General features: G+C 73.1%; 15 protein-coding genes. 5 read left to right on the top strand and 10 right to left on the bottom strand.

The genetic code is table 11. The features are described 5' to 3' along the window. Nucleotides 1-135: 135 nt before the first annotated feature. The 4 genes from ACFVQ3_RS14790 to ACFVQ3_RS14805 all read right to left on the bottom strand — a co-directional run bounded on the left by ACFVQ3_RS14790 (nucleotide 136) and on the right by ACFVQ3_RS14805 (nucleotide 4,507). The gene (locus tag ACFVQ3_RS14790) at nucleotides 136-801 is read right to left on the bottom strand and encodes a response regulator (protein ID WP_387640445.1); all 666 of its coding nucleotides are present in this window, start codon (nucleotides 799-801) and stop codon (nucleotides 136-138) included. Beyond that, on the bottom strand, nucleotides 798-3,044 hold the full coding sequence (locus tag ACFVQ3_RS14795) for a histidine kinase (protein WP_387640448.1): 2,247 nt from the start codon (nucleotides 3,042-3,044) through the stop codon (nucleotides 798-800). Before ACFVQ3_RS14795 ends, ACFVQ3_RS14790 begins: the two co-directional genes overlap by 4 nt. 185 nt (nucleotides 3,045-3,229) lie before the next feature. Continuing rightward, the gene (locus ACFVQ3_RS14800; protein WP_387640451.1) at nucleotides 3,230-3,922 is read right to left on the bottom strand and encodes a hypothetical protein; all 693 of its coding nucleotides are present in this window, start codon (nucleotides 3,920-3,922) and stop codon (nucleotides 3,230-3,232) included. Between the two features lie 156 nt (nucleotides 3,923-4,078). Continuing rightward, entirely contained in the window at nucleotides 4,079-4,507 is a 429-nt protein-coding gene (locus ACFVQ3_RS14805; protein WP_387640454.1) for a universal stress protein, read from the bottom strand. 171 nt (nucleotides 4,508-4,678) lie between these two features. On the opposite strand from ACFVQ3_RS14805, the gene ACFVQ3_RS14810 reads away from it, so the two are divergent. Continuing rightward, nucleotides 4,679-8,620 carry a VWA domain-containing protein gene (locus ACFVQ3_RS14810; RefSeq protein ID WP_387640456.1) on the top strand — a complete coding sequence of 1,314 codons (3,942 nt, stop codon included), beginning with the start codon at nucleotides 4,679-4,681 and terminating at the stop codon, nucleotides 8,618-8,620. 67 nt (nucleotides 8,621-8,687) lie between these two features. Here the strand turns inward: ACFVQ3_RS14810 and ACFVQ3_RS14815 are convergent, their stop codons facing one another. Together ACFVQ3_RS14815 and ACFVQ3_RS14820 are read right to left on the bottom strand one after the other, a co-directional pair. Continuing rightward, nucleotides 8,688-9,986, bottom strand: coding sequence for an AI-2E family transporter (locus ACFVQ3_RS14815; RefSeq protein ID WP_387640459.1), 1,299 nt, complete (start codon nucleotides 9,984-9,986; stop codon nucleotides 8,688-8,690). A gap of 102 nt (nucleotides 9,987-10,088) precedes the next feature. Then, the gene (locus ACFVQ3_RS14820; protein ID WP_387640461.1) at nucleotides 10,089-11,315 is read right to left on the bottom strand and encodes a cation:proton antiporter; all 1,227 of its coding nucleotides are present in this window, start codon (nucleotides 11,313-11,315) and stop codon (nucleotides 10,089-10,091) included. A gap of 150 nt (nucleotides 11,316-11,465) precedes the next feature. Here ACFVQ3_RS14820 and ACFVQ3_RS14825 point away from each other — a divergent pair, with 150 nt between their 5' ends. The 4 genes from ACFVQ3_RS14825 (at nucleotide 11,466) to ACFVQ3_RS14840 (ending at nucleotide 13,427) form a co-directional block, all read left to right on the top strand. After that, nucleotides 11,466-11,885 (top strand): hypothetical protein, encoded by a 420-nt coding sequence (locus ACFVQ3_RS14825; protein WP_387640465.1) that lies wholly within the window; start codon nucleotides 11,466-11,468, stop codon nucleotides 11,883-11,885. 73 nt (nucleotides 11,886-11,958) lie between these two features. Continuing rightward, a complete protein-coding gene (locus tag ACFVQ3_RS14830; RefSeq protein WP_387640467.1) occupies nucleotides 11,959-12,390 on the top strand; it encodes a DUF6325 family protein in 432 nt (143 codons plus the stop codon). A gap of 85 nt (nucleotides 12,391-12,475) precedes the next feature. Continuing rightward, entirely contained in the window at nucleotides 12,476-12,838 is a 363-nt protein-coding gene (locus ACFVQ3_RS14835; protein ID WP_387640470.1) for an SHOCT domain-containing protein, read from the top strand. A 106-nt stretch (nucleotides 12,839-12,944) separates the two neighbouring features. Next, nucleotides 12,945-13,427, top strand: a complete 483-nt coding sequence (locus ACFVQ3_RS14840; protein ID WP_387640473.1) for a DUF1269 domain-containing protein — start codon at nucleotides 12,945-12,947, stop codon at nucleotides 13,425-13,427. A gap of 66 nt (nucleotides 13,428-13,493) precedes the next feature. On the opposite strand, the gene ACFVQ3_RS14845 is transcribed toward ACFVQ3_RS14840, so the two are convergent. The 4 genes from ACFVQ3_RS14845 to ACFVQ3_RS14860 all read right to left on the bottom strand — a co-directional run bounded on the left by ACFVQ3_RS14845 (nucleotide 13,494) and on the right by ACFVQ3_RS14860 (nucleotide 20,688). Beyond that, nucleotides 13,494-14,507 (bottom strand): sigma-70 family RNA polymerase sigma factor, encoded by a 1,014-nt coding sequence (locus tag ACFVQ3_RS14845; RefSeq protein WP_387640475.1) that lies wholly within the window; start codon nucleotides 14,505-14,507, stop codon nucleotides 13,494-13,496. A 66-nt stretch (nucleotides 14,508-14,573) separates the two neighbouring features. Then, nucleotides 14,574-16,739 (bottom strand): SpoIIE family protein phosphatase, encoded by a 2,166-nt coding sequence (locus ACFVQ3_RS14850; RefSeq protein ID WP_387640478.1) that lies wholly within the window; start codon nucleotides 16,737-16,739, stop codon nucleotides 14,574-14,576. Nucleotides 16,740-17,170: 431 nt separating this feature from the next. Beyond that, nucleotides 17,171-18,406 carry a discoidin domain-containing protein gene (locus ACFVQ3_RS14855; protein ID WP_387640481.1) on the bottom strand — a complete coding sequence of 412 codons (1,236 nt, stop codon included), beginning with the start codon at nucleotides 18,404-18,406 and terminating at the stop codon, nucleotides 17,171-17,173. Next, nucleotides 18,370-20,688: an RICIN domain-containing protein gene (locus ACFVQ3_RS14860; protein ID WP_387640483.1), complete on the bottom strand. Its 2,319-nt coding sequence runs from the start codon at nucleotides 20,686-20,688 to the stop codon at nucleotides 18,370-18,372. The genes ACFVQ3_RS14855 and ACFVQ3_RS14860 overlap by 37 nt, the downstream gene beginning before the upstream one ends. Between the last annotated feature and the right edge of the window lie 62 nt (nucleotides 20,689-20,750).

A 20,750-nucleotide genomic window follows, 5' to 3' on the forward strand; every position in this document is an offset into this window, starting at 1 on the left:
GTCGGCGCGGAGGGTGGCGCGAGCTCCCCGGTCCTGCGTCACGACCGACACGTCGAGGCGCCGTGAGTGCGGGGCAGTTGTCGTCGATCAGCCGGATGCACGACAACTGCTCCGCACTCAGCGGGGGCCGCCGGCTCAGCGGGGTGACGCCGCCCGGTCCGGGACCAGGCCCGCCTCCCGGGCGGCCACGATCGCCGCGGCGCGGTCGCGCAGGCTCAGCTTCGCGAGCACGCCCGCGACGTAGTTGCGGACCGTCTTGGTGCTCAGGGACAGGCGTCGCGAGATCGCGGTGTTGTCGAGCCCGGCCGCGACGAGCGCGAGCACCTCGCGTTCGCGGTCGGTGAGCTGCGGGAACGGCACGGCCGTCCGCGCACCACCCAGCACGTTCGCCACGGCCCGCGCCGCGACCCCCGGCGCGAGGATCAGCTCGCCGTTCGCGACGGCCCGCACGGCCCGCTCGACCTCGTGCGGTGACGCCGACTTCACGAGATAGCCCCGCGCCCCGGCGCGCAGGCACGCAGCGACCGAGTCGTCGTCCTCGTGCATCGTCATGACGAGCACCGGCACGTCCGGCCGGTTGCGCACCAGGTCCCGTGTGAGCTCGACGCCCGACCCGTCGCCCAGGTCGAGGTCCATGACGACCAGGTCCAGGTCGTCGGGCGCCGTCAGCACCGCGCGCGCCTCGGCCGCGCTCGCGGCCTGCGCCACCACGCGGACACCGTCCAACGAGTCGAGGAGTGCGGCCATCCCGATGCGGAACACGGGATGGTCGTCGACGAGGGCCACGCGGATCACGCTCACAGCAGGACCTTCCGGGGGAGGACGGCCCGCACGCGCGTTCCCGGTGCGAGCGGGGTGATTTCCAGCGTCCCACCGAGCTCCTCGGCGCGCTCCTGCATGGACCGCGTCCCGACGCCTGCCCGCGCGTCCTGCCCGACGCCGGAGCCCGCGTCGTCGCACGTCACGACCAGGTGCGTCCACCCGTCGGGCGTCCCGGGCGTCCCCGGCGGGTGGGCGGTGACCTCGATGCGGCAGCCCGTGGCCCCGCTGTGGCGGGACGCGTTGATGACCGCCTCGCTCGCGATCGCGTACGCCGCGGCGGCGATGCGCGTGTCGAGGTCGTCCCACGGATCGCACAGCAGCTCGACCGTGAAGCCGCCCGCGTCGTGGTGGTCGGCGAGGTCGTGCAGCGCGGCCTCGAGCCCGGCCTCGTCGAGGGCCGGCGGGAGCAGGCTGCGCGAGAGCGTACGCACGTCCCCGACCCGCTGCTCGACCTCGCGCTGGAGCGCCTCGAGCACGGCGGCCGCGGCGGCCGGGTCGGTGGCGAGGGTGTTGCGCGCGCCCTGCAGCCCGAGCCGCAGCCCGCTCAACCACGGCCCGACGCCGTCGTGCAGCTCCCGGCGGACCAGTCGCCGTTCGGCGAGGCGCGCCCGGGTCACGGCGTCCTTGGCCCGTTCGAGGTCGCGCGCGCCGCTCGCGAGCGCGAGACCCGCGGCGACGACGGGCACGAGCTGGGCGAGCGCGTCGCGGGTGCGGTCGTCGAGGCGCTCGCCCGCGCGGGGCGTGACGGCGAGGTCGCCGAGCACCCGGCCGCCGTGCTCGACGGGCACGTGCGTGACGTGGGACGACGTGGGCCGACCCCACGAGGCCTCGACGGTCGGAGGTGTCCCGGGCTCCCCGAGACCGACGGTCTCCGGCCCGGAGCCCGCCCCGGGGCTCGTCCCGGCGGGTGGCGCGTCGCCCGCGGCCGGCACGCCACCCACGAGCGAGGCCGCGCGGGGCGGTGTCCCCGCACCCACCGGGCGCCCGCCGCTCGTGAGCGTGACCGACTCGAGCTTGAGCGACTCGCCCGTCGAGGCGACGAGCCCGTGCAGCAGCCCGTCGGCCGTCGCCGCGACGCCGAGCTGGCGGCCCATGCGCAGCACGGCCCGCCCCGGGTCGGCCGTCTCGCCGTAGACCAGGGAGCGCACGCGCCGCTGGAGCCACGTGCGTGCGGGCTGGACCGCGAGCACGACCCCGACGGCTGCAAGGACCTGGGCTAGCGGTCGGCTGCCGACGAGCGCGGTCACCGCGACCACGAGCGTGACGTAGACCGCGACCAGGGCGAGCGTCAGGAGGGCGCCGATCGTCGCGCGGCTCAGCGCGAGGTCGAGCCCCCACAGCCGGTTGCGCAGGACCGAGACGAGCAGCGCCGCGGGGAACAGCGCCTGGCAGGCGAGGTGGGTCAGGGGCAGCGCGAGGATCACGTCGGGCGAGCTCCACGTCCCGAGCAGCGGGAGGAACGACAGGGCCATGACCGCCGTGCCGAGGGCCAGCAGCCCGAGGCCCCGGCGTTCCTCGGGCGGCCCGTGCCGGTGCCGCCACCACGTCGCGGCCGCGGTCACGAGCCCCATGACGACGACGCCGAGGATCGCGGGCCGCGGGTCGTCGGCCGGCGCGAGCAGGAAGAAGAGGATCGACCCGGCGCCGCCCGCCACCCCGAGCCACGCGCCCACGGACAACGGGTGGTCGCGCACGAACCACGGCACGAGCACGAACAGCCCGACCGTCCCGGGCACCCACGCGAGGCCGTACGCCGCGGCGAGCGGCTCGAGCGGCGGCAGGTCGGGGTGCGTGCTCGCGAAGCTGCGCCACGCCCCGCCGAGCGCGGCGAACCCGCCGCCGATCCCCGCGAGCGACACCAGCCACCCGACGACGTGCCGCCGCCGCGACAGGACGATCGCGCCGACCGTGCCGTAGACGAGCGCCACCATGGCGTCGACGACCACGAACAGCAGGTCGCCGAGCAGCAGGTCGACGCCCGACGTGAGCTGCAGGACGAGCGCCGAGACCCCGAAGAACCAGGAGGCGACCGCGATGACGAGGGCCGTCCGCGGCAGGCCACCGGTCCCGAGGGCGGCCCGGCCGAACGCTGCCCGGCGCCAGGACCGGCCGGCCGCAGCCTCCGCACCCCCTGCAGCCTCCGCAGCTCCCGCACCGGCGACCGCGGGCACGGCCGAGCCGCCGGAGGACTCCGGTGGCTCGTCCCCTGCGACAGCGTCCACAGCGCCACGGTAGGGGGCGCGACCACCCGGGCGACAGGGGTCGGGAGCGATTCCACCCCCGCACCCGGCGGCACGGCCACGACCGGTCCCGCCCCTGGAGGCAGGGGCGGGACCGGTCGTGCGGCCCGTGGTGGGCCGTGGGGGTGGTGACGGGTCCACGGTGGTGGGCGGCGCCGTCGGGCAGGTCAGCGCCGGTCGCCCAGCGCGAAGCCGAGCGCCGCGACGGTGAGCCACAGCGGGCCCACGAAGCCCGCCATGTACTGCAGCGGCGAGATGCCCACGAGCAGCGTGAGACCGCCCAGGAGCAGGCTCACGACGCCGATCCACCGAGGCGCGGCTCCGTGCCGCAGCGAGGCCACGGCCACCGCGACCGCGGTCAGGCCCGCGCCGACCCACAGCCACGGGATCGTCGCGGTCCAGTCGGCGTAGAACGCGCCCGACTCGGGGACGATCTTGTCGAGCTCGGCGAACCCGAACATGAACTGGGTGTCGAGCCCCGAGCCCATGAGCGCGGCGACCGACGTCAGGACCAGGCCCGAGCCCGCGACCGTCGGCAGGAGGCTGCCCGCCGGTGCCTGGACGTCGAGCCGGCGCTTGAGCCCCGCCGCGAAGATCAGGACGAGGACCGCGACGAGGACGGTCGCGGTGTGGAAGACGAGGAGCGTGGACGTCTTGCCCGCGAGGTCGGCGACGACGGCGTCGGCGTCACCGGCGGTCTGCTCCCAGTTCGCGCCGAGCGCCATCGAGGCCTGGATCGAGACGATGCCCAGGACACCGGCTGCGACGCCGGTCCACGCCCAGGCGCGGGAGGCGCGGGCGGGATGGCCGTGGGCGAGGTCGGTCCCGGAGGTGACGGAGGTTGTCGGTCGTGCGGTCATGGTGGACCCCTGCGTGTCGTGGGGCCGGGCCCGGACGGGCGTCGGCCGTGGGTGGTTGACACGACGAGCGTGGGGCGGGAGGTGTCCCGGGCGGCAGAGGCAGATGTCCCGGGAGCCCGGGCGGTCCGGTCGGGCACCCGGGCACCCGACGCGGGCTCAGTCCTCGTCCGGCTCCTCGGCAGGCGCGGGCAGCACGGGCAGCACCACGACGGGCCGGTGCTGCAGGTGCGACAGCCTCCCGGCGACCGAACCGCCCAGCGCCTCGTTGCGCCACCCGTCGGCCCCGGCACGGTGCGCGCCGACCACGACGATCGCGGCGTCGTGGCTCACGGCGGCCTCGTCGAGCTGGCGGGCGACGTCGCCGTCGCCCGCGACGACGAGGCTCCACGCGACGCCCGTCCCGTGCAGCGCACGGTCCAGCTCGTCCCGCAGGCGCTGCGTCGCGGGCCCGTCGTCGGGCACGGGCCCGGCGTCCACCCACACGCACACGACCGTCGTCCCCAGGGCGTGCGCGAAACCCGCGGCGCGCTGCACGACGTCCGGGTGCTGGCCCGGGTGCACTCCGACGAGCAGGGGTCGGATCATCTGTCCATCGTGCCACGGGCGTGGAGGATGCGTCGGGGGAGCCGCTGCCGGTGGTGCGCGGTGAACGCGCGCCTGAGTCGCCTCGTCCACGAACCGGTGCGACTCTGAGAAGCAGCCGCGTCGTCGTCGACGCGACCGCCAGCAACGATCTGCGCCTGCAAGGGGACGGCAATGAGACGTGCACGGTACATCGGCTCTTCACGCCCAGGGGCTCGTCGGGCCCTGCCCGGAGCGGTGGCAGCGGTCGCCGCGGTGTCGCTCCTCGTGGTCGGGTTCGTCGCCCCGGCAGGGGCGGAGACCGTTCCGCCGACGGCGCCGGGGCAGGTGACGGATCCCGCGCCCGAGGAGTCACCGGGCTGGACGGAGACCCCCAGCGCCCCGGAGACACCCACGGACGCGACGGCGCCCACGGCGCCCACGGCGCCCACGGGCCCGGCGGCACCCACGGACCCGGCGACGCCGCCGGGCACACCTCCCCCCGGCGGCGGTGAGGTGCTCGGGCCCGCCGTCCCGGAGCCGGGACCGGCGCCGGCACCGGAGGCGACCGCCGCCGAGGCCGACGCCCCGACGGACCCCGGCGTGACGCCCTTCCTCGTCCCGCCCGCGACGGGGAACAACGCGGTCATCACGGTCAAGGTCGGCAGCGACCGGACGAGCCTGGTCGCCGTCGGGCCGCTCGCGGGTGTCACGCTCCAGCTCTACGACGGGGTGAACGCCCCGACGACCCCGGTCGCCGACGCCTGGGCGACGTGCGTGTCCGACGCGGACGGCGACTGCTCGTTCGTCGTGCCGGACACCCAGCTCAACGCCTCGAACTACGACCGCAGGTTCTGGGTCGTCCAGTCCGGTGCGCCGACCGGCTGGTACACGAACCCCGACCTCGGCACCGGGAGCAGCGGCTCCACCATCACACCGTACGAGTTCCGCACGGGGACGCTGCTCCGGGCGGGGAGCACCTACACGTCGCAGGGCAGCTTCATGCTCGCGACGGGCAACACGAACGCGACGGCCTCCGGCGGCATCTGGCAGAGCTCGCGCGACAACCCGACGTTCCCCGCGCAGTGCGGGATCGACGTCGCGCTCGTGCTGGACCTGTCCGGCTCCGTGGCCCCCGACCTGCCGGAGCTCAAGGCGGCCGCGAACCAGTTCGTCGCATCGCTGACCGGGACGCCGTCCAACATGGGGCTCTTCACCTTCAGCTCCCTGGCGCCCGCGGCGAACAACCCGAACCTTGCCCTCACCCCGGTCTCGACCCCCGAGAGCGCCCAGGTCGTCACGGACCGGATCAACTCCTACACCGCGGTGGGCGGGACGAACTGGGACCGGGGCATCTACCAGGTGGCGACCGACCCGCAGACCTACGACGTCGCCGTGGTCATCACGGACGGCAACCCGACCTTCTACGGCAACCAGGAAGGTCCCGGGAACTTCACGCGACTCCGCGAGACCGAGAACGGCGTCTTCAGCGCCAACGCGGTCAAGGCGCAGGGGACGCACATGGTCGCGTTCGGTGTCGGCGACGGGATCGACAGCGTCGGGAGCGGGCTCAACCTCCGCGCGATCTCCGGCGAGCTCGCGGGCACCGACTACTTCCAGACGACGGACTACGAGGAGGCCGGCGACCAGCTGCGGGAGCTCGCGCTCGGCAGCTGCGCGGGGTCGGTGTCTGTCGTCAAGCAGGTCGTCCCGCCGAGCGCCCCGCCCGGGTCGATCGAGGGGGCGCAGCCGGCCGGCGGGTGGGAGCTCACCTCCGAGTCGCAGAGCGCGGGCGTCACCGTGAACGCGCCGACCACGACCACCACCGCCGTCGGGACCGGGGCCGCGAACTTCGACCTGACGTTCGCGGGCGGGACCACCTCGGGGACCGTCGGTGTCATGGAGACGCAGCAGAGCGGGTTCACGCTCCAGCAGGTCGGTGGCGCCAACGCGGTCTGCACGAACCTCGCCACCGGAGCGGACGTGACCGTGACCAACAGCGGCGACACCGGGTTCCTGGTGCCCGTGTCGACCACGGCCGCGGTCTCCTGCACGATCTACAACCGCGCCCCCAGCCCGGTGGCCTCGCTCGTGCTGAACAAGACGTGGGTCGTGAACGGGCAGACCTACCCCGACGGTCAGCAGCCCGCGGCTCTGACCGCCGCGGCGTCGGTCGCGGGCACGCCGCAACCGTGGACCGTCCCCCGGACGGGCCTCCAGGAGGGCCAGTCGGTCGCGATCGCCGAGACGACGACCAACGGCCTGCAGGGGTGCACGATCACGAGCCAGCGCGTGACCGCGGTGAACGGTGCGACCGTCGACGTGGGGCTCCCGTCCTCCGTCACGCTCGTCGCCGGTCCCAACTCGGCCGTGATCACGAACGTCGTGACGTGCACCAGCACGCTCACCCTCGCCAAGGAGGTCCAGGGCGGCCCGGCCGCCCCGACCGGGTGGACGCTCGACGCGGTCGCGCCCGGCGGCGCCCTCCCCGGACCCAACGGGGTCGTGGGGTCGTCCGGGGCGACGGCGCTCGTGACACCAGGGATCGTCTATCCCCTCGCGGAGTCGGGCGGGGACCCGAACTACGCCCAGGCCACGGGTCCGAACGCGGTCCTGGTGCCGGGGTCGTCCGGGAGCTGGTTGTGCGTCGAGCTCGCGGCGGACGGCACCACGGTCATCCCCGGCTTCTCCGACGGCCTCAACGGTGGCGTCAACGTACCGCTGGGCCGGTGGATCCGCTGCACGGCGGTGAACCAGGCGGCGACGGTCAACGTGCAGAAGTTCGTCGAGAACCGGTTCGGCGGCACCGCGGTGCCGTCCGACTGGAGCCTCACCGTGACCCCGCTCGGGACCGTCCCGCCCGGCGTCGTGGCGCAGACGGTCACGGGCTCGAACACCGCCACGCCGATCACCGTCCGTCCCGGGGTGACCTACACCGTCAGCGAGTCGGGTCTGCCCGAGGGGTACGTCCAGACCGCCGCCGCGTGCACGATCGTCGAACAGCCACGGGGCCTCACCTTCACGCTCCAACGCCTCGACACCGCGAGCTGCTCGTTCACGAACGCCGACACACCCGGCCCGTTCACCGCGGTCAAGACGAGCGACCCCGGCAGCGGTGCGACGGTCCTGCCCGGGGACGTCATCACGTACACCGTGACGGTCTCGCCGACCGGTGAGAGGTTCGGGGCCGACGTCGTCGTCACGGACGACCTCGCCGCGGTGCTGAACAACGCGACGCTCGTCGAGGGAAGCATCGTCACCTCGACCGGCAGCGCCGGGCTGACGGGCACGACGCTCACCTGGGACGTCGGCGAGCTCGTCGACACCGAGACCGTCACCTACCAGGTGCGGGTCGCGGACGGCGCGTACGGGGTCACGCTCACCAACGTGGTTACTGTTCCCGGGGCCGAGCCCTGCGTCGAGCCCGAGCCCCCGGCGCCCGCCGACCAGGGCGACACGGTGAGGGTGCTCGCGTCCTCGCTCGACCTCGCGGCGGCGGCCACCGACGGCGCCGTCGAAGCGGCGGCGGCCGTGGAACCCGTCGCCACGGACGGCACGGCCGCGGCGGCGCTCGCGGTCGTCGACCCGGCCGAGGCCTGCCGCACGACGTCGCACGTGACCCCGGCGTGGACGCTCACGAAGTCGAGCGACCCGGCCTCGGGCACGCAGGTCTCGCCCGGCAGCACGATCACCTACACGCTGACCGCGACGAGCACGACGGACGCCCTGGTCTCGGGGGCCGTCGTCACGGACGACCTGTCGAAGGTCCTCGCGTACGGGGCCCTCGTCGCGCCGCCCGAGGGTGCCACCATCTCGGGGTCGACGCTCACCTGGGAGGTCCCCGACCTCACGACGGCAGGGGCGACCGCGACCCTGACCTACCAGGTGCGGCTCGCGTCGAACGCCCGGGGCGTCACGGTCACGAACCTCGCGACGCCGGGCCCGGGCGGTGGCTGCGTGGTGTGCACGACGACGCACGAGGTCCCGCCCGTCGTCGGGCCGCCGGCGACCGGTGGGCCGACGACCGGTGGGCTGGCCTTCACGGGCGCAGGGGTGGCGGGCTTCGTCGCCGGGGCCGGGTTCCTGGTGCTGCTCGGGACGCTCCTGGTGCGCGTCCGCCGTCGGGCACGGGAGTAGGGGACGGCGTGGGCCGCCGTCCCGTCCGAGAGGGCGGCCCACGCCGCGCCGGAAAGGGTGCTGCGGGCTACTCGATGCCGTCGGCGTGACGCTCGTCGACGGTCCGCGCGGCGTCGCGCCCGGCCCTGCGGTTCGCCCGACGGCGTCGCGTCAGTCCGCCGTCCTTCTCGTCCGGGCCCTCGTCCGGGTCGTCGTCCTTCCCGTGGCCGGGGTCGTGCAGCATGTGGGAGTCGACGAGCTCGTGCCGCTGGATGTACGTGTTCGCGACGGCCTGGATGGTCGCGGCGATCGGGAGCGACAGGAACGCCCCGAGCGCACCGAACACCGCCCCGAACGCGAGCACGACCACGAACGACACCGCCGGGTTCATCTCCAGGGCCCGTGCCGAGACCTTGGGCGAGAAGTACAGGTTCTCGAGCTGCTGGTACGCGACGATGAAGATGAGGACCGCGAGGGCCTGCGGCAGCCCCTGCGACGTGAGCGCCACGATCACGGGCAGCGCACCGCCGATGTACGTACCGATCGTGGGGACGAACTGCGACACGACGCCCACGAACACCGACAGCGGCAGGGCGTAGTCCGTGCCGACGATCAGCAGGAAGACGAACGTGAACACGCTCGACAGCGCTGCCAGGACGATGCGCGAGTTGATGAAGTCGGAGACCTTGACCTGCGTGATCTCCCACAGGCGCAGGACCTCCTGCTGACGGTTCGGCGTGAGCCAGCGGCAGATCGCGACCCGGAACTTGGGGCCCGCCGCGAGCAGGTAGTACGTCACGAGCATGATCGTCAGGAACGCGAAGATCACGCCGACGATCGTCGTCCCGACGACGAGGGCACCCGACGCGACGTCCTCGCCGAACTCGTTGAAACCCTGCTTGAGGAGCTCGTCGGAGCTCGGCAGATCGATGTCGAACCGCGTCGAGACGAACTCCTGGACGTCGGTGTAGAGGGCCGGGATCGACTGGACGAGCTGGACGAGCTGCTGCACGAACAGGTTGCCGAAGAGCGCGAAGATGCCCACGACCACGACCAGCCCGCCGATGAGGGCCGTGGCCGCCGCCGCACCGCGCCGCCAGCCGTGCCGGACGAGCCACACCACGATCGGCTCGAGCGCGAGCGCGATGAAGAACGCGATGAGGATGTTGACGCCGAGGCTCTCGAGGGTGCCGATCGCGTACCAGGCGAAGATCCCGACGAACACCGCGACCACGGTCATGAAGAGCGCGCGCGGCAGCCAGCGGGGCGGCTTGCGCGGGTCGTCGGGGGAGAGCGCCAGGAAGTCGCGGGGCCGGTCGAGGTCGGTGCCCGAGGTGGCCGACGGCCCAGGGGCCGGCTCCGGAGTGGTGCTCGCGTCGCTCGTCATGGGGCGAACGTAGCGAACGCCCGCGCGCGCGGGGTGCGCCCACGCCGTCGGGCGGGAAGGTCTCGTGCAGAGAGCCTGCGCGACGCGCGGTGCGACCGCTCGTCACCCGGGTGCGCGTTCCTCCGCGACCGGGACGCCGTCGTCGTCCAGGTTCTCCGGGCCGGGCGACCGCACGCCCAGGCGCGTCGCGACCCACGGACCCGTGAGCCCGTACACGATCGCGGTCAGGAGGATCACCCCGAAGACCACCGGGACCAGCTGCTCGAACGGCTGGCCGTCGTCCTCGAAGCGCAGCGCGAAGACCGACGCCGTCGACGCAGCGACGATCCCGCGCGGAGCCATCCAGCCGACCATGACCCGTTCTCGGCTCGACAGGACGCTGCCCGTCGTCGCGATCGACGCGACGAGCGGACGCAGGACCAGGACGAGGAGCGCGACGATCGCGAGCGTCGGCAGGGCGTACGCCACGAGCGCGTCGAGGTCGACCCGCGCGGAGAGCAGGATGAAGAGCGTCCCGATGAGCAGCAGACCGACGTGGCTGCCGAACTCGTGCAGCGGCTCGATCCGCGCCCAGCGCTGGTTGGCGAGCACGATGCCGAGGGTCGTGGTCGCGAACAGGCCCGCCTCCTCGTGGAACGCCTCCGCCACCGCGTACGTCGCGAGCGCCGTGGCGAACGCGAGCGACACCTCCGTCGCCGGCGGGACCTTGCCCCACCGGACGGCTGCGACGTACGCCGCCGCGGCAACCGCTCCCGTCAGCGCCCCTGACAACGCCGTCATCCCCAGGTTCACGGGGGCCGTGTGCAGCGCGATGTTCGCCATCGCGAGCGCGACCGTCGCACCGATCGGGTCGATGAAGATCCCCTCGAACGCCAGCACCGACTCGAGCGGCTGCTTCGGCCGGATCATCGCGAGCAACGGTCCGACGACGGTCGGACCTGACACGATGAGGATCGCCCCGATCACCGCGGCCCGGGACAGCGGCAGGTCGAGCACCCACCAGCAGACGAGCGTCGCGCCGACCCCTGTCAGGACCGCGCCCAGGGTCACGAGCAGCACGACCGGACGCCGCGCCCCGCCCTGCAGCCGCTTCATGTCGAGCTTGAGCGACTCCTCGAACAGCAGGAGGCCGACCGCCATCGACACGAGCGGGAACAGGTCGTCGCCCAGGAGGACGTCGGGGTCGACGAGACCCGACACCGGACCGGCCAGGAGCCCCAGCACGAGCAGCAGCAGGATCGAGGGCACCCGGAGCGCCTTCGCGGCGACCTGCCCCACGACCCCGAGCACGACGACCAGCGCGATCCCGCCCGTGAACCCCAGCTCCATGGACCCATAGTGGTGGTGCGCGGTCGCTCGCGCAGCGGATGCCGACACGGGAGTCCGGTGCCACGATCAGGGAAGCGAGACTTCCAGGGTGACGCCGGGCCGGTCACGGCCAGGACGACGTCACCCGTCCTACGTGTGCGAGGAGGCACCATGGCGCGTTCGTCACAGGTCACGGGATGGGTCGGCTGGGTGTGGTTCGCGGGAATCGTCCTGGTCACGCTCGGGCTGTTCAACGCGATCAGCGGCCTCGTCGCCGCGTTCTCCCCCGAGAAGCTCGTCGGGCTGGGGGAGCAGGGGATCGTGGTGCTCGACGTGTCCACGTGGGGGTGGATCCACCTGGTCGTCGGGGTGCTCCTCGTGATCGTGGGCTTCGCGCTCCTCGCCGGGCGCGGATGGGCACGGCTCGTCGCGATCGTGCTCGTCGTGCTCAACGTGCTGACCCAGTTCGTCGCGCTCCCCGCGAGCCCCTGGTGGTCCGTCGTGACGATCGTCCTGGGGATCTTCGTGCTGTGGGCGCTCGTGGTCCACGGCGACGAGGCGCAGCGGGCGTCGGCGTCGTCGCTGCCGTAACCGCTGCCTGACGTCGCTCGTCCGCCCTCCACCCCGTCCCGCACCCGCAACCCCGAAGAACGGAGCACCACCCATGGCCACGACACAGTTCGGTCCGGTCGAGTTCGTCGCGATCGCCTTCCCCTCCGAGCGGGTCCCCGACGCGGTGAAGATCGCCATCGCGGACCTCCTCGGGTCGGACGTCGTCACGCTCCTCGACCTCACCGTGATCCGCAAGGGGGTCGGGGGGGAGATCGACGTGATCGAGGTCGAGGACCTCGGCGACGAGCTCGACATCACCGAGACGCAGCTCGGCAGCTCGGGCCTCGCGGGGCAGGAGGACATCGACGACGTCGCGTCGAACCTCGAACCGGGGACGTCCGCCCTCGTCCTGATCGTCGAGCACTCCTGGGCGCGGCAGTTCGTCGGCGCCGTGCGCGACGCCGGGGCGGCGGTGATCGCGCAGGAACGCATCCCTGCCGACGTCGTCAACGAGATCGTCGAGCTCGCCGAGCTCGAGGTCTGAACCCGGCACCCCGACGGGACCACCGCACGGCCACCACGCACACGGACATCAGGCAGACATCACCGCACGAGGAACGGAGCACACCATGCCACTACGACGCGTAGGACGCCCAGGTCTGCTGGGCACCATGGCCCGCACGGCCGTCGTCGCCGGGACGGCGTCCGCCACGGTCGGAGCCGTGAACCGGCACCAGCAGGGCAAGGCCGAGCAGCAGGCGCAGCAGCAGCAGTACGAGGCGCAGCAGCAGGCGCAGCAGCAACAGCTCTACGCGCAGCAGGCCGCGGCGGCCCAGGCGGCCCAGGCCCCGCCCGCAGCCCCTGCCGCCGCAGCCCCTGCCGCAGGCGGGAGCGACCTCCTGGCCCAGATCGAACAGCTCGGCCAGCTCCACGCGAGCGGGGTCCTCAGCGACGCGGAGTTCGCCGCCGCGAAGGCCAAGCTGCTCGCCTGACGCCGTTTCGCCGCTGCTCGCGCTTGCCGCGCTCCCTGCGTGGCTCGCGCCACTGCGCGGCTCACGTGGCTCGCCCGCACCACCCGCACCACCCGAGAGGACAACGATGGCTACCTTCACCGTCTGGTCGTTCGACACACCCGGGGGCGCCGAGACCGCGTCCGGCGTCCTGAGGGACGCGGCGTCCGAGGGCCTGATCAAGATCGTCGACCGCGCGATCGTGACCTGGCCCGAGGGGGCGAAGAAGCCCACGACGCGCCACACGCACGAGGACGAGTGGCGCGGGACCGGCTGGGGCGCGTTCTGGGGGCTGCTGTTCGGTGCTCTCTTCTTCGTGCCCGTGATCGGTGTCGCCGCGGGCGCGGCCCTGGGAGCGATCCACAAGTCCATGGAGGCCGTGGGGCTGAACAAGGACCAGCTGGACCGCATCAGGGCTCAGGTCACCGAGGGCACCTCTGCGCTGTTCGCCGTGACCGAGGACGGCAACCTGGACCGCGTGGGCGAGCGTTTCCACGGTCTGCACGGTGACCTCATCGCCACCAACCTCACGGAGGAGGAGCGTCGCGTGCTCCTCGAGACCTTCGACTGATCGCGACCAGCGGACCGCAGCACGGGAGGGTGGGGCCGGGATCCCGGCCCCACCCTCCCGTGCGTCCTACGCGTCGAGGTGGAGCGGCAGGCCGAAGAGCGGGTACCAGGCCTCGACGTCGAGGAACGCGTTGATGCCGGTCACCTTGCCGTCGGCGGTGTCGATGACCTGGAGCGCCCAGGCGTCGTACCCGCCGGTCGGCGAGACCCGGTACTGGCCGAAGCCGAACGTGCCGTTGGCCCGCACCGGGACCATGCGCGAGCCTCGGCACTCCGCGCCCGGCCCGACCATCCACCGCTCGATCTGGACCGGGCCCCGCATCCACAGCGCGTACGGCGGCATCGAGAGCGTGGCCTCGTCGTGGAGCAGCGCGACCAGGGCCGGCATGTCGTAGCGCTCGAACGCGTCGAGGTACTTCTCCAGGAGCTCGTTCTTGTCCTCGTCCACGGGCACGGTCGGGAGGTTGGCACCGTCCGCCCCGGGAGCCGACCCGTAGTGGGCCTGGGCCGACAACGTGGCCCGCGCCCGCTGGAGCGCGCTGTTGACCGAGGGCACCGACGTCTCCAGGAGCTCGGCGACCTCGCTGGCCTGCCAGCGCAGGACCTCGCGCAGGATGAGGACGGCGCGCTGCTTGGGCGGCAGGTACTGCAGGGCCGCGACGAACGCGAGGCGGATGGACTCGCGCCCGACTGCGACGTCGGCCGGGTCGCCGTCCCGGGGCAGCACACGGTCGTCGGGCACCGGCTCGACCCACGTCTCTTCCGAGAGCTGCTCGCCGAGGTTCCTCTCCTCGGCCGTCTGCGCAGCGCCGAGGCCCATGGGGCGTTCCCGGCGCTTGCGCTGGGCGATGTGGTCGAAGCAGACGTTCGTCGCGATGCGGTAGAGCCAGGAGCGCAGCGCGGAGCGGCCTTCGAAACGGTCGTAGGAGCGCCAGGCGCGGACCATGGTGTCCTGGACCGCGTCGTCGGCCTCGAAGGAGGAGCCGAGCAGGCGGTAGCAGTAGCCCGTGAGCTGTGACCGGTACTGGTCGAGCAGCTCCCCGAGGTCCTCGTCCGCGACGGTCGCTGTGCGTTCGGTCATGGTGTCCTCTCGTGGGCGCGCGGCGATGTGCGCCACTTCACACCGTAGCGCGCACCGCCGACACAGTCAGCGGGAGAGGGCCTCTTCGCGGGCCAGCTCGAACCACACGGTCTTGCCCGGACCGTCCGACGTCTTCTGCTCGACGAACCAGCGGTCGGCGAACCGGTCGAGGAACTGGATGCCGCGCCCCCCGGTCTCGTGCGGTTCGGGGTCGTGGAGGGTCGGTTCGTCGGGGGAGGCGTCGCGGACGCCGATCCGGACGGTCGCGGGCCACACCTCGACGACCGCCTCGAGCGGTCCCTGGGCGTGCTGGACGGCGTTGGTCAGGGTCTCGCTCGCGAGCAGCATGATGGTGCGCCGCTGGTCGCGGTTGATCCCGCAGCTCTCCAGGATGTCGTCGACCCAGCGCCGGGCCGGCGAGATCGCCGCGGTCGTGTGCTCGACGTCGCGGGTCATCCGGGTGGGGCACGCGGGCGTCGGGTGGGAGTCGACCGCGGCCCGGACACGGACCGCGAGGACTGCGATGTCGTCGCGCTGGTCGCTGCCGACCAGGCGCTGGACCAGGGCGTTCGGGAGCGCGAGCGTCGATCCGTGCCGCAGCGACGCGAGGGCCTGGGCGAGCCCGGACAGGCGCGCGCTCTGGGGAACCCCGCGTCGTTCGATGAGCCCGTCCGTGTAGAGCAGGAGGGTGTCGCCCGGGCCGAGGTGGGTCATGTGGTCGCTGCGCGCGGCGTTCGGCACGAACCCCAGCATCATGTCGGGCCGGGTGTCGAGGAGCTCGACCTTCCCGTCGGACCGCAGGACCAGGGGCGGCGGGTGTCCCGCGTTGGACCACGACAGGTCGTAGAAGTCGCCACGTCTGTCGAGCCGGACGACGACGGCGGTCCCGCTCGCGTGGAGGGAGAGCCCGGTGTTCGCGCGGTCGAGGAGACGGAGCAGTGCCGAGGGCGACTCGTCGTGGCTCCAGGCGAAGGTCCGGAGCATCGACCGGAGCTGGCCCATCTCCGCAGCCGCCCGCATGTCGTGGCCGGTCACGTCGCCGATCATGAGGACCGAGGCGTCCTCGTCGTGCACCACCGCGTCGTACCAGTCGCCGCCGACCTGGTCCGTGAGGGTAGCGGGCGAGTACGTCGACGCCAGCTCGAGGTGCGGGATGTCGGGCAGTGCCGTGAGCATCGCGGCCTGGAGCGTCGTGGCCGCGTCGCGGCGTTCCTCGAGCAGCTTCACGCGTTCGAGGGCGTGCGCGACGAATCCCGCCAGGCCCGCACGGGACAGGGACTCGTCGTCGGCGGTCTTGCCCTGCTCCCACCCGAGGAAGATGACCGCGAGCAGGGTCGTGCCGGAGAGCACGGGCAGCAGCGCCCGGGCGCCCACGCTCTCGTCGAGCGCCTCCGAGACGGTGGGGAAGGCCGCGAGGATCTCGGCCTCGTCCCGGAAGAACAGGGCCTCCTGGGTGCGCGCGACGAAGGACAGGACACGGTCCGGGTCGTCGATGCGCGCGTACCGGTACGACGGCGAGAGCCCGGGCTCCAGGTGGTCCATGCTCGTGAACGTCAGGCTCTTGCGCGACGGGTCGACGACCGCGAGACCCGCGTACCGGGCGCCGATCGCCGAGGACGCCACGTAGGCGAGGGTCTCGCCCACGTCCTGGACGGAGGTGGCGTCGGCGAAGGCCTCGCTGAGCATGAGCAGGAGGCGGTTGCGTCGGGTCGCCTGGATGGCGAGGTTCTGCATCCTCGTCGCACGCTCGTGCGCGATGCGCAGCTGGAGCTCGGACGTGCACGCGGCCGTCAGGTCGGCGAGGGTCGCGAGGTCGGCGTCGGTCCAGTCGTGGGGCTCGTCGTCCATCGCGCACAGCGTCCCGACGACGCGGCCACGCTGGTCGAAGATCGGGAACCCGGCGTACGCGAGGACCCCGAACTCCGGGATGGACGGGTTGTCCCAGACGCGGGCGTCCTTGCGGGTGTCCGGCACGACGAGCGGCTCGCGGTCGTTGGTCACGTGCTGGCAGAACGAGTGGGTCAGCGGCATGCGCCGGCTCAGCTGGATGTCCTCGGGCATGCCGTGCGCCCCGGGGTAGACCTGCTCGTCGGACAGGACGAGGGACACCGCGGCGGTCGGGACGCCGAGCTGGCGCATGGCCAGGCGGGCGAAGCGGTCGAAGGACTCGTCGGCTGTCGGGGTCCCGAGACCCGCCTCGACCAGCTCGAAGATCGCCTGGGCCTCGGTCACCGCCTCAGTATGGCCTGCGGGCTCGCGTCCGTCATCGGGAAGCGTGGGGTGAATCGATCCACAGGGCGCGCCCGGCCGCGCCGAGGGCGACGGTGGAGCCCGCCGAGGGTGACGCTCGCGCCCGCCGAGGGCGACGTGCGCGCCCGCCGAGGGTGACGCTCGCGCCCGCCGAGGGCGACGTGCGCGCCCGCCGAGGGTGACGCTCGCGCCCGCCGAGGGCGACGGTGGAGCCTGCCGGGGGCGACCGTGCGGTCACCGTCGACCGTCCGGGGCGTCACCCTCGGCCGTTTGGGTGGTTACCGTCGGCGGGTGGGCGCGTCACCCTCGGCAGGCACGCGCGTCACCCTCGGCGAGCCGCACGTCCGACGACGGCGTGCCCTCCCCGGCAGGAGGGCACGCCGTCTGCTGTGGGTGACGGTGGTCGGAGCGGGTCAGCAGGTGGCCGGCTGGTAGCCGATCTGCTGGGTGGAGGTCGCGCCGTCCTCGCGGGTCGCGGTGACGGTGACGGTGCCGGCGGCCAGGGTCTGGGCGCGGGCCGAGAACGTCTGGCTCGCCGACTTCCCGGGCGCGACGTCCCGGAAGGTCTTCGTGCCCAGCGGGGTCGTGACCACGACGTCGACGAGGGTGTCGCCCGCGTTGACCGCCCGCACGACGAGGGTCGCGGTCCGCCCCGTGCACTGTGCGCGCACGGTCGGCTCCACCCTCAGGTCGGCCTGGGTCACGAGCTCGACCGTCGTCGTCGACACGGTCCCGTCCTCGGCGGTCACGGCGACCGAGGCTGTTCCCGGGGACGCCCCAGCCTGCGTCACGGCGACCGTCGCGTAGGGGTCGACGGCGACCGCGGCCACGACGAGCGTCGCGCCGGCCTCGGTCTGCACCTGGTAGCTGGTCGTCGCGGGGTCGAACCCGGCGACGGCCTCGCCGTCGACCGTGAGGCCCGAGAGCGCCGTGTCGGAGGACGTGCCCGGGGCCTTGGCGAGCACCTGCACCTCGCTCACGACCATGTGCGTGTCGGGGCGTGCGGTCATGACGACCCGCACGGCCGAGGTGCGCACGTCCACGGGGACGTCGACCACGGGGGCGCGGCTCGTGTCGCCGCTGACCGCGACCGACGCGCTCACGTCCTTCCACGCGCCGCCGACCAGGGCTTGGACCCGAAGGTCCTTGGCCCAGCTCGCGGTCGAGCCGTCACGGTAGAACGTCGTCACGACGTGCGTGACGTCGCGGTCCGCGGGGAGCGTGACGGTGAGGGTGTCGGTGGCGTTCTTGCCCGAGGACTTCCAGTTGGACCACGCCTTGTCCGTGGTGCTGCCGTTGACGATCCCCGAGGCCGAGTAGCCCGGCTCGGTGAAGGTCGCGGAGGCGGTCGTCCCGGGAGCGGACGTGGCGCCTTCGTCGACCGCGGCCGTGACCTGGACGCGGGCCGTCGCGGGCAGGACCTCGCCCAGCCCGGAGTCGGCCGTCCCGGTGAGCTCGACGACACCGACCTCGGCGAACGCACCCGCGGGGGCGGCCGCCCAGGTCACGGGGCGCTCGACCTGGCGGCCGCCCGCGGTGACCGCGGGGACCGTGGCGGGCAGGACGGGCGTGCCGCCGGCGTAGGCCTTGGCACGGGCAGGCAGCGTCGTGGTCAGCGTGTCGACCACGACCTCTGCGGTGGCGGCCACGGGACCCCGGGGGTCGTGACCGTGCCCTGGACCTCGACGATGCCGGCTTCGGCCCACGCCGACCCGGCCGGGAGGTCCCACGTCACGGGCAGGGTGCCGCGTGCGCCGTCACGGTAGACGGGCACGACCGTGGTCGGCAGGGTCGGGACGGTCCCCGGCACCGTGAACGCCTCGACCGGGGTCGTGCTGAGCACGGTCTCGTCGGACAGGCGCCAGCGCTGGTTCTGGCCCGAGTTGGCGGTGTAGGTGGAGACCGGGGCGCCGTCGGTCGAGGACTGGCCGCCGACCTCGAGCACGCGCCCGCTCGCGGCGTTGACGAGCGTGTACGTCCGGTCACCGGTCGTCGACAGGATCCACTGAGCGGTCGTGGTGGGCTGCTCCGACGCGTCGACCAGGACGGCCGTGCCGTCGGGGACGACCGCGAGCTGCTTGCCGTTCGCCGCGGACGTCACGGTGTAGCGCGTCGTGTGCGACCCGGAGCCCTCGGGGGCGCCGAGCGGAGCGAGCTCCCACACCTGTGCCGAGACTGCCGCGTCGTTCGTGCGGACCACGACGCCCGAGCCGTTCGCCGCGGGGGCGAGGGACTTGCCGGACTGGACGCCCTGGAGGCGGTAGACGTGGCCCTCCTGGACCAGGGAGGCGTCCTGCGCGACCCCCGCGACGCCGTCGACCACGAACGTCGTGACGGACTCCGCCGGGACGGTGAGCGTGGCCGCGCCCGACGTCACGGCGACCGGGGCGCCCTCGACGAGAGCGCCCGCGGTGCTCGTGACGAACGGTGTCACGGTCGCGCCCGCCTCGATGCTGCCGAAGCCCGACAGGTCGAGCGTGACGGCGCGCTCCGCCGTCGTGCTGTTGACGTGGACCACGGTGGCCGCGTCGCCCGAGGCGGCCACGGCTGCCGTGCTGCTGGTGTCGTCGACGCCGACCAGGTGGTCACCGGGGGCGATGAAGTGCGTGAAGTTCTGCGTCGTCAGGTACTTGGTGTTGGTGTAGATGGGGCACGTCTCGAGCGTGTCCTCGGCGGTGCAGTCGAACGGGATCTGGATCTCGCCCCAGTTCATGCCCTCGGCGCTCTCGCCGCCCGGTGCCATGTTGGTGTAGTCCTCGACGGGCTGCCAGAACACCCATGCCGAGGGCTCGAGCTCGCGCAGGTCGTCGGCGATGTGCTGCGCGCTGCCGAGCCCCGACTCCATGCTCTCGAAGTCCTGCCCGGTGCTGCTCCAGGACCCGCCGACCTCGCTCATCCACAGGCGCTTGCCCTCGCCCTTGGCGATGTCGCGCACCGCGGTGCGCTGGCCCGTCCCGTACGTGTGGACGTTGAGCTGGTCGACCTTGGCCCTGACGTCCGCCGGGTACGTGTTCCAGTTGGTCGTGAACGTCCCGGGGTTGGTCTCGTCCATGGCCGCGATGCCGGCCGAGGTGTCTGCCCCCTCGAGCGCGGTGTCGAGCGCCCGGATGACCTTCTGCTGGAGCGCGGGGCCCATGTGGGCGCCCTCCTGGCGCCCACCCGTCGGCTTGCCCGAGGAGTCGAGCGTGGTCCGCCAGTAGTTGGTGTTGGGCTCGTTGAACGGGTCTATCGTGCCGACCTCGATCCCGTGCGCCTTTTCGAGCCGCTCCGTCACGCCGACCATGTACGCCGCGAAGTCGTCGATGCTCTCGGTCTTGAGCTGGTCGTCGGTCGCGTTGAAGCTGCCCGAGACGTAGCCGTTCGGGGTCATGAAGTAGGGCGGGGAGTTGCTGAAGGTCTCCCACGTGTCGACGTCGTCCTTGATGCGGTCGACCCACCAGCGCTGGGTCGCGTCGGCGTCCTCGTTCCAGTCGGCCGGGTCCTCGGGGTCCCACCAGTCGACGTCGGTCCGCGTGGTGCCCTCGGGCGCGTTCCACCATCCCTCGACGGCGCCGCCGGCGCGCAGGTAGTCCGTGACGTCGGGCGCGTGCCCGCCGCCCACGTTGTAGCGCGCGATGTTGAGGTTGAGGCCCTCGTCGCCGAACACCATGTCCGCGAGCCTGTCGCGCACCTCGTCGGGGTAGTCGCCCGTCGCGTTGGCGAACCAGACGAGGCTCGTCCCCCAGCCCTCGAACGCCTTGCCGGCGTAGCTCGGGTCGGGTCGCACGGTCACGCCGGGTCCAGCGGCGACGCCCGTGTCCGCGGCCACGCCCGTGGCGAGCGCACCGCCCGACGGCACAGCCTGGGCCGTGGCGCTCAACGCACCACAGCTCAGGGTCACGGCGGCGACGCTCAGTGCGGCGACCCACCTTCTCGATGCTCCTGCGTTCATCCTTGAACTGCCTCTCTCTCGCTACTCTGCGGATCTGGCGACGTGCACGCCGCGGGCCGGCA

The sequence above is a fragment of the Oerskovia sp. NPDC057915 genome (assembly GCF_042887685.1).
Taxonomy (GTDB): Bacteria; Actinomycetota; Actinomycetes; order Actinomycetales; family Cellulomonadaceae; genus Oerskovia.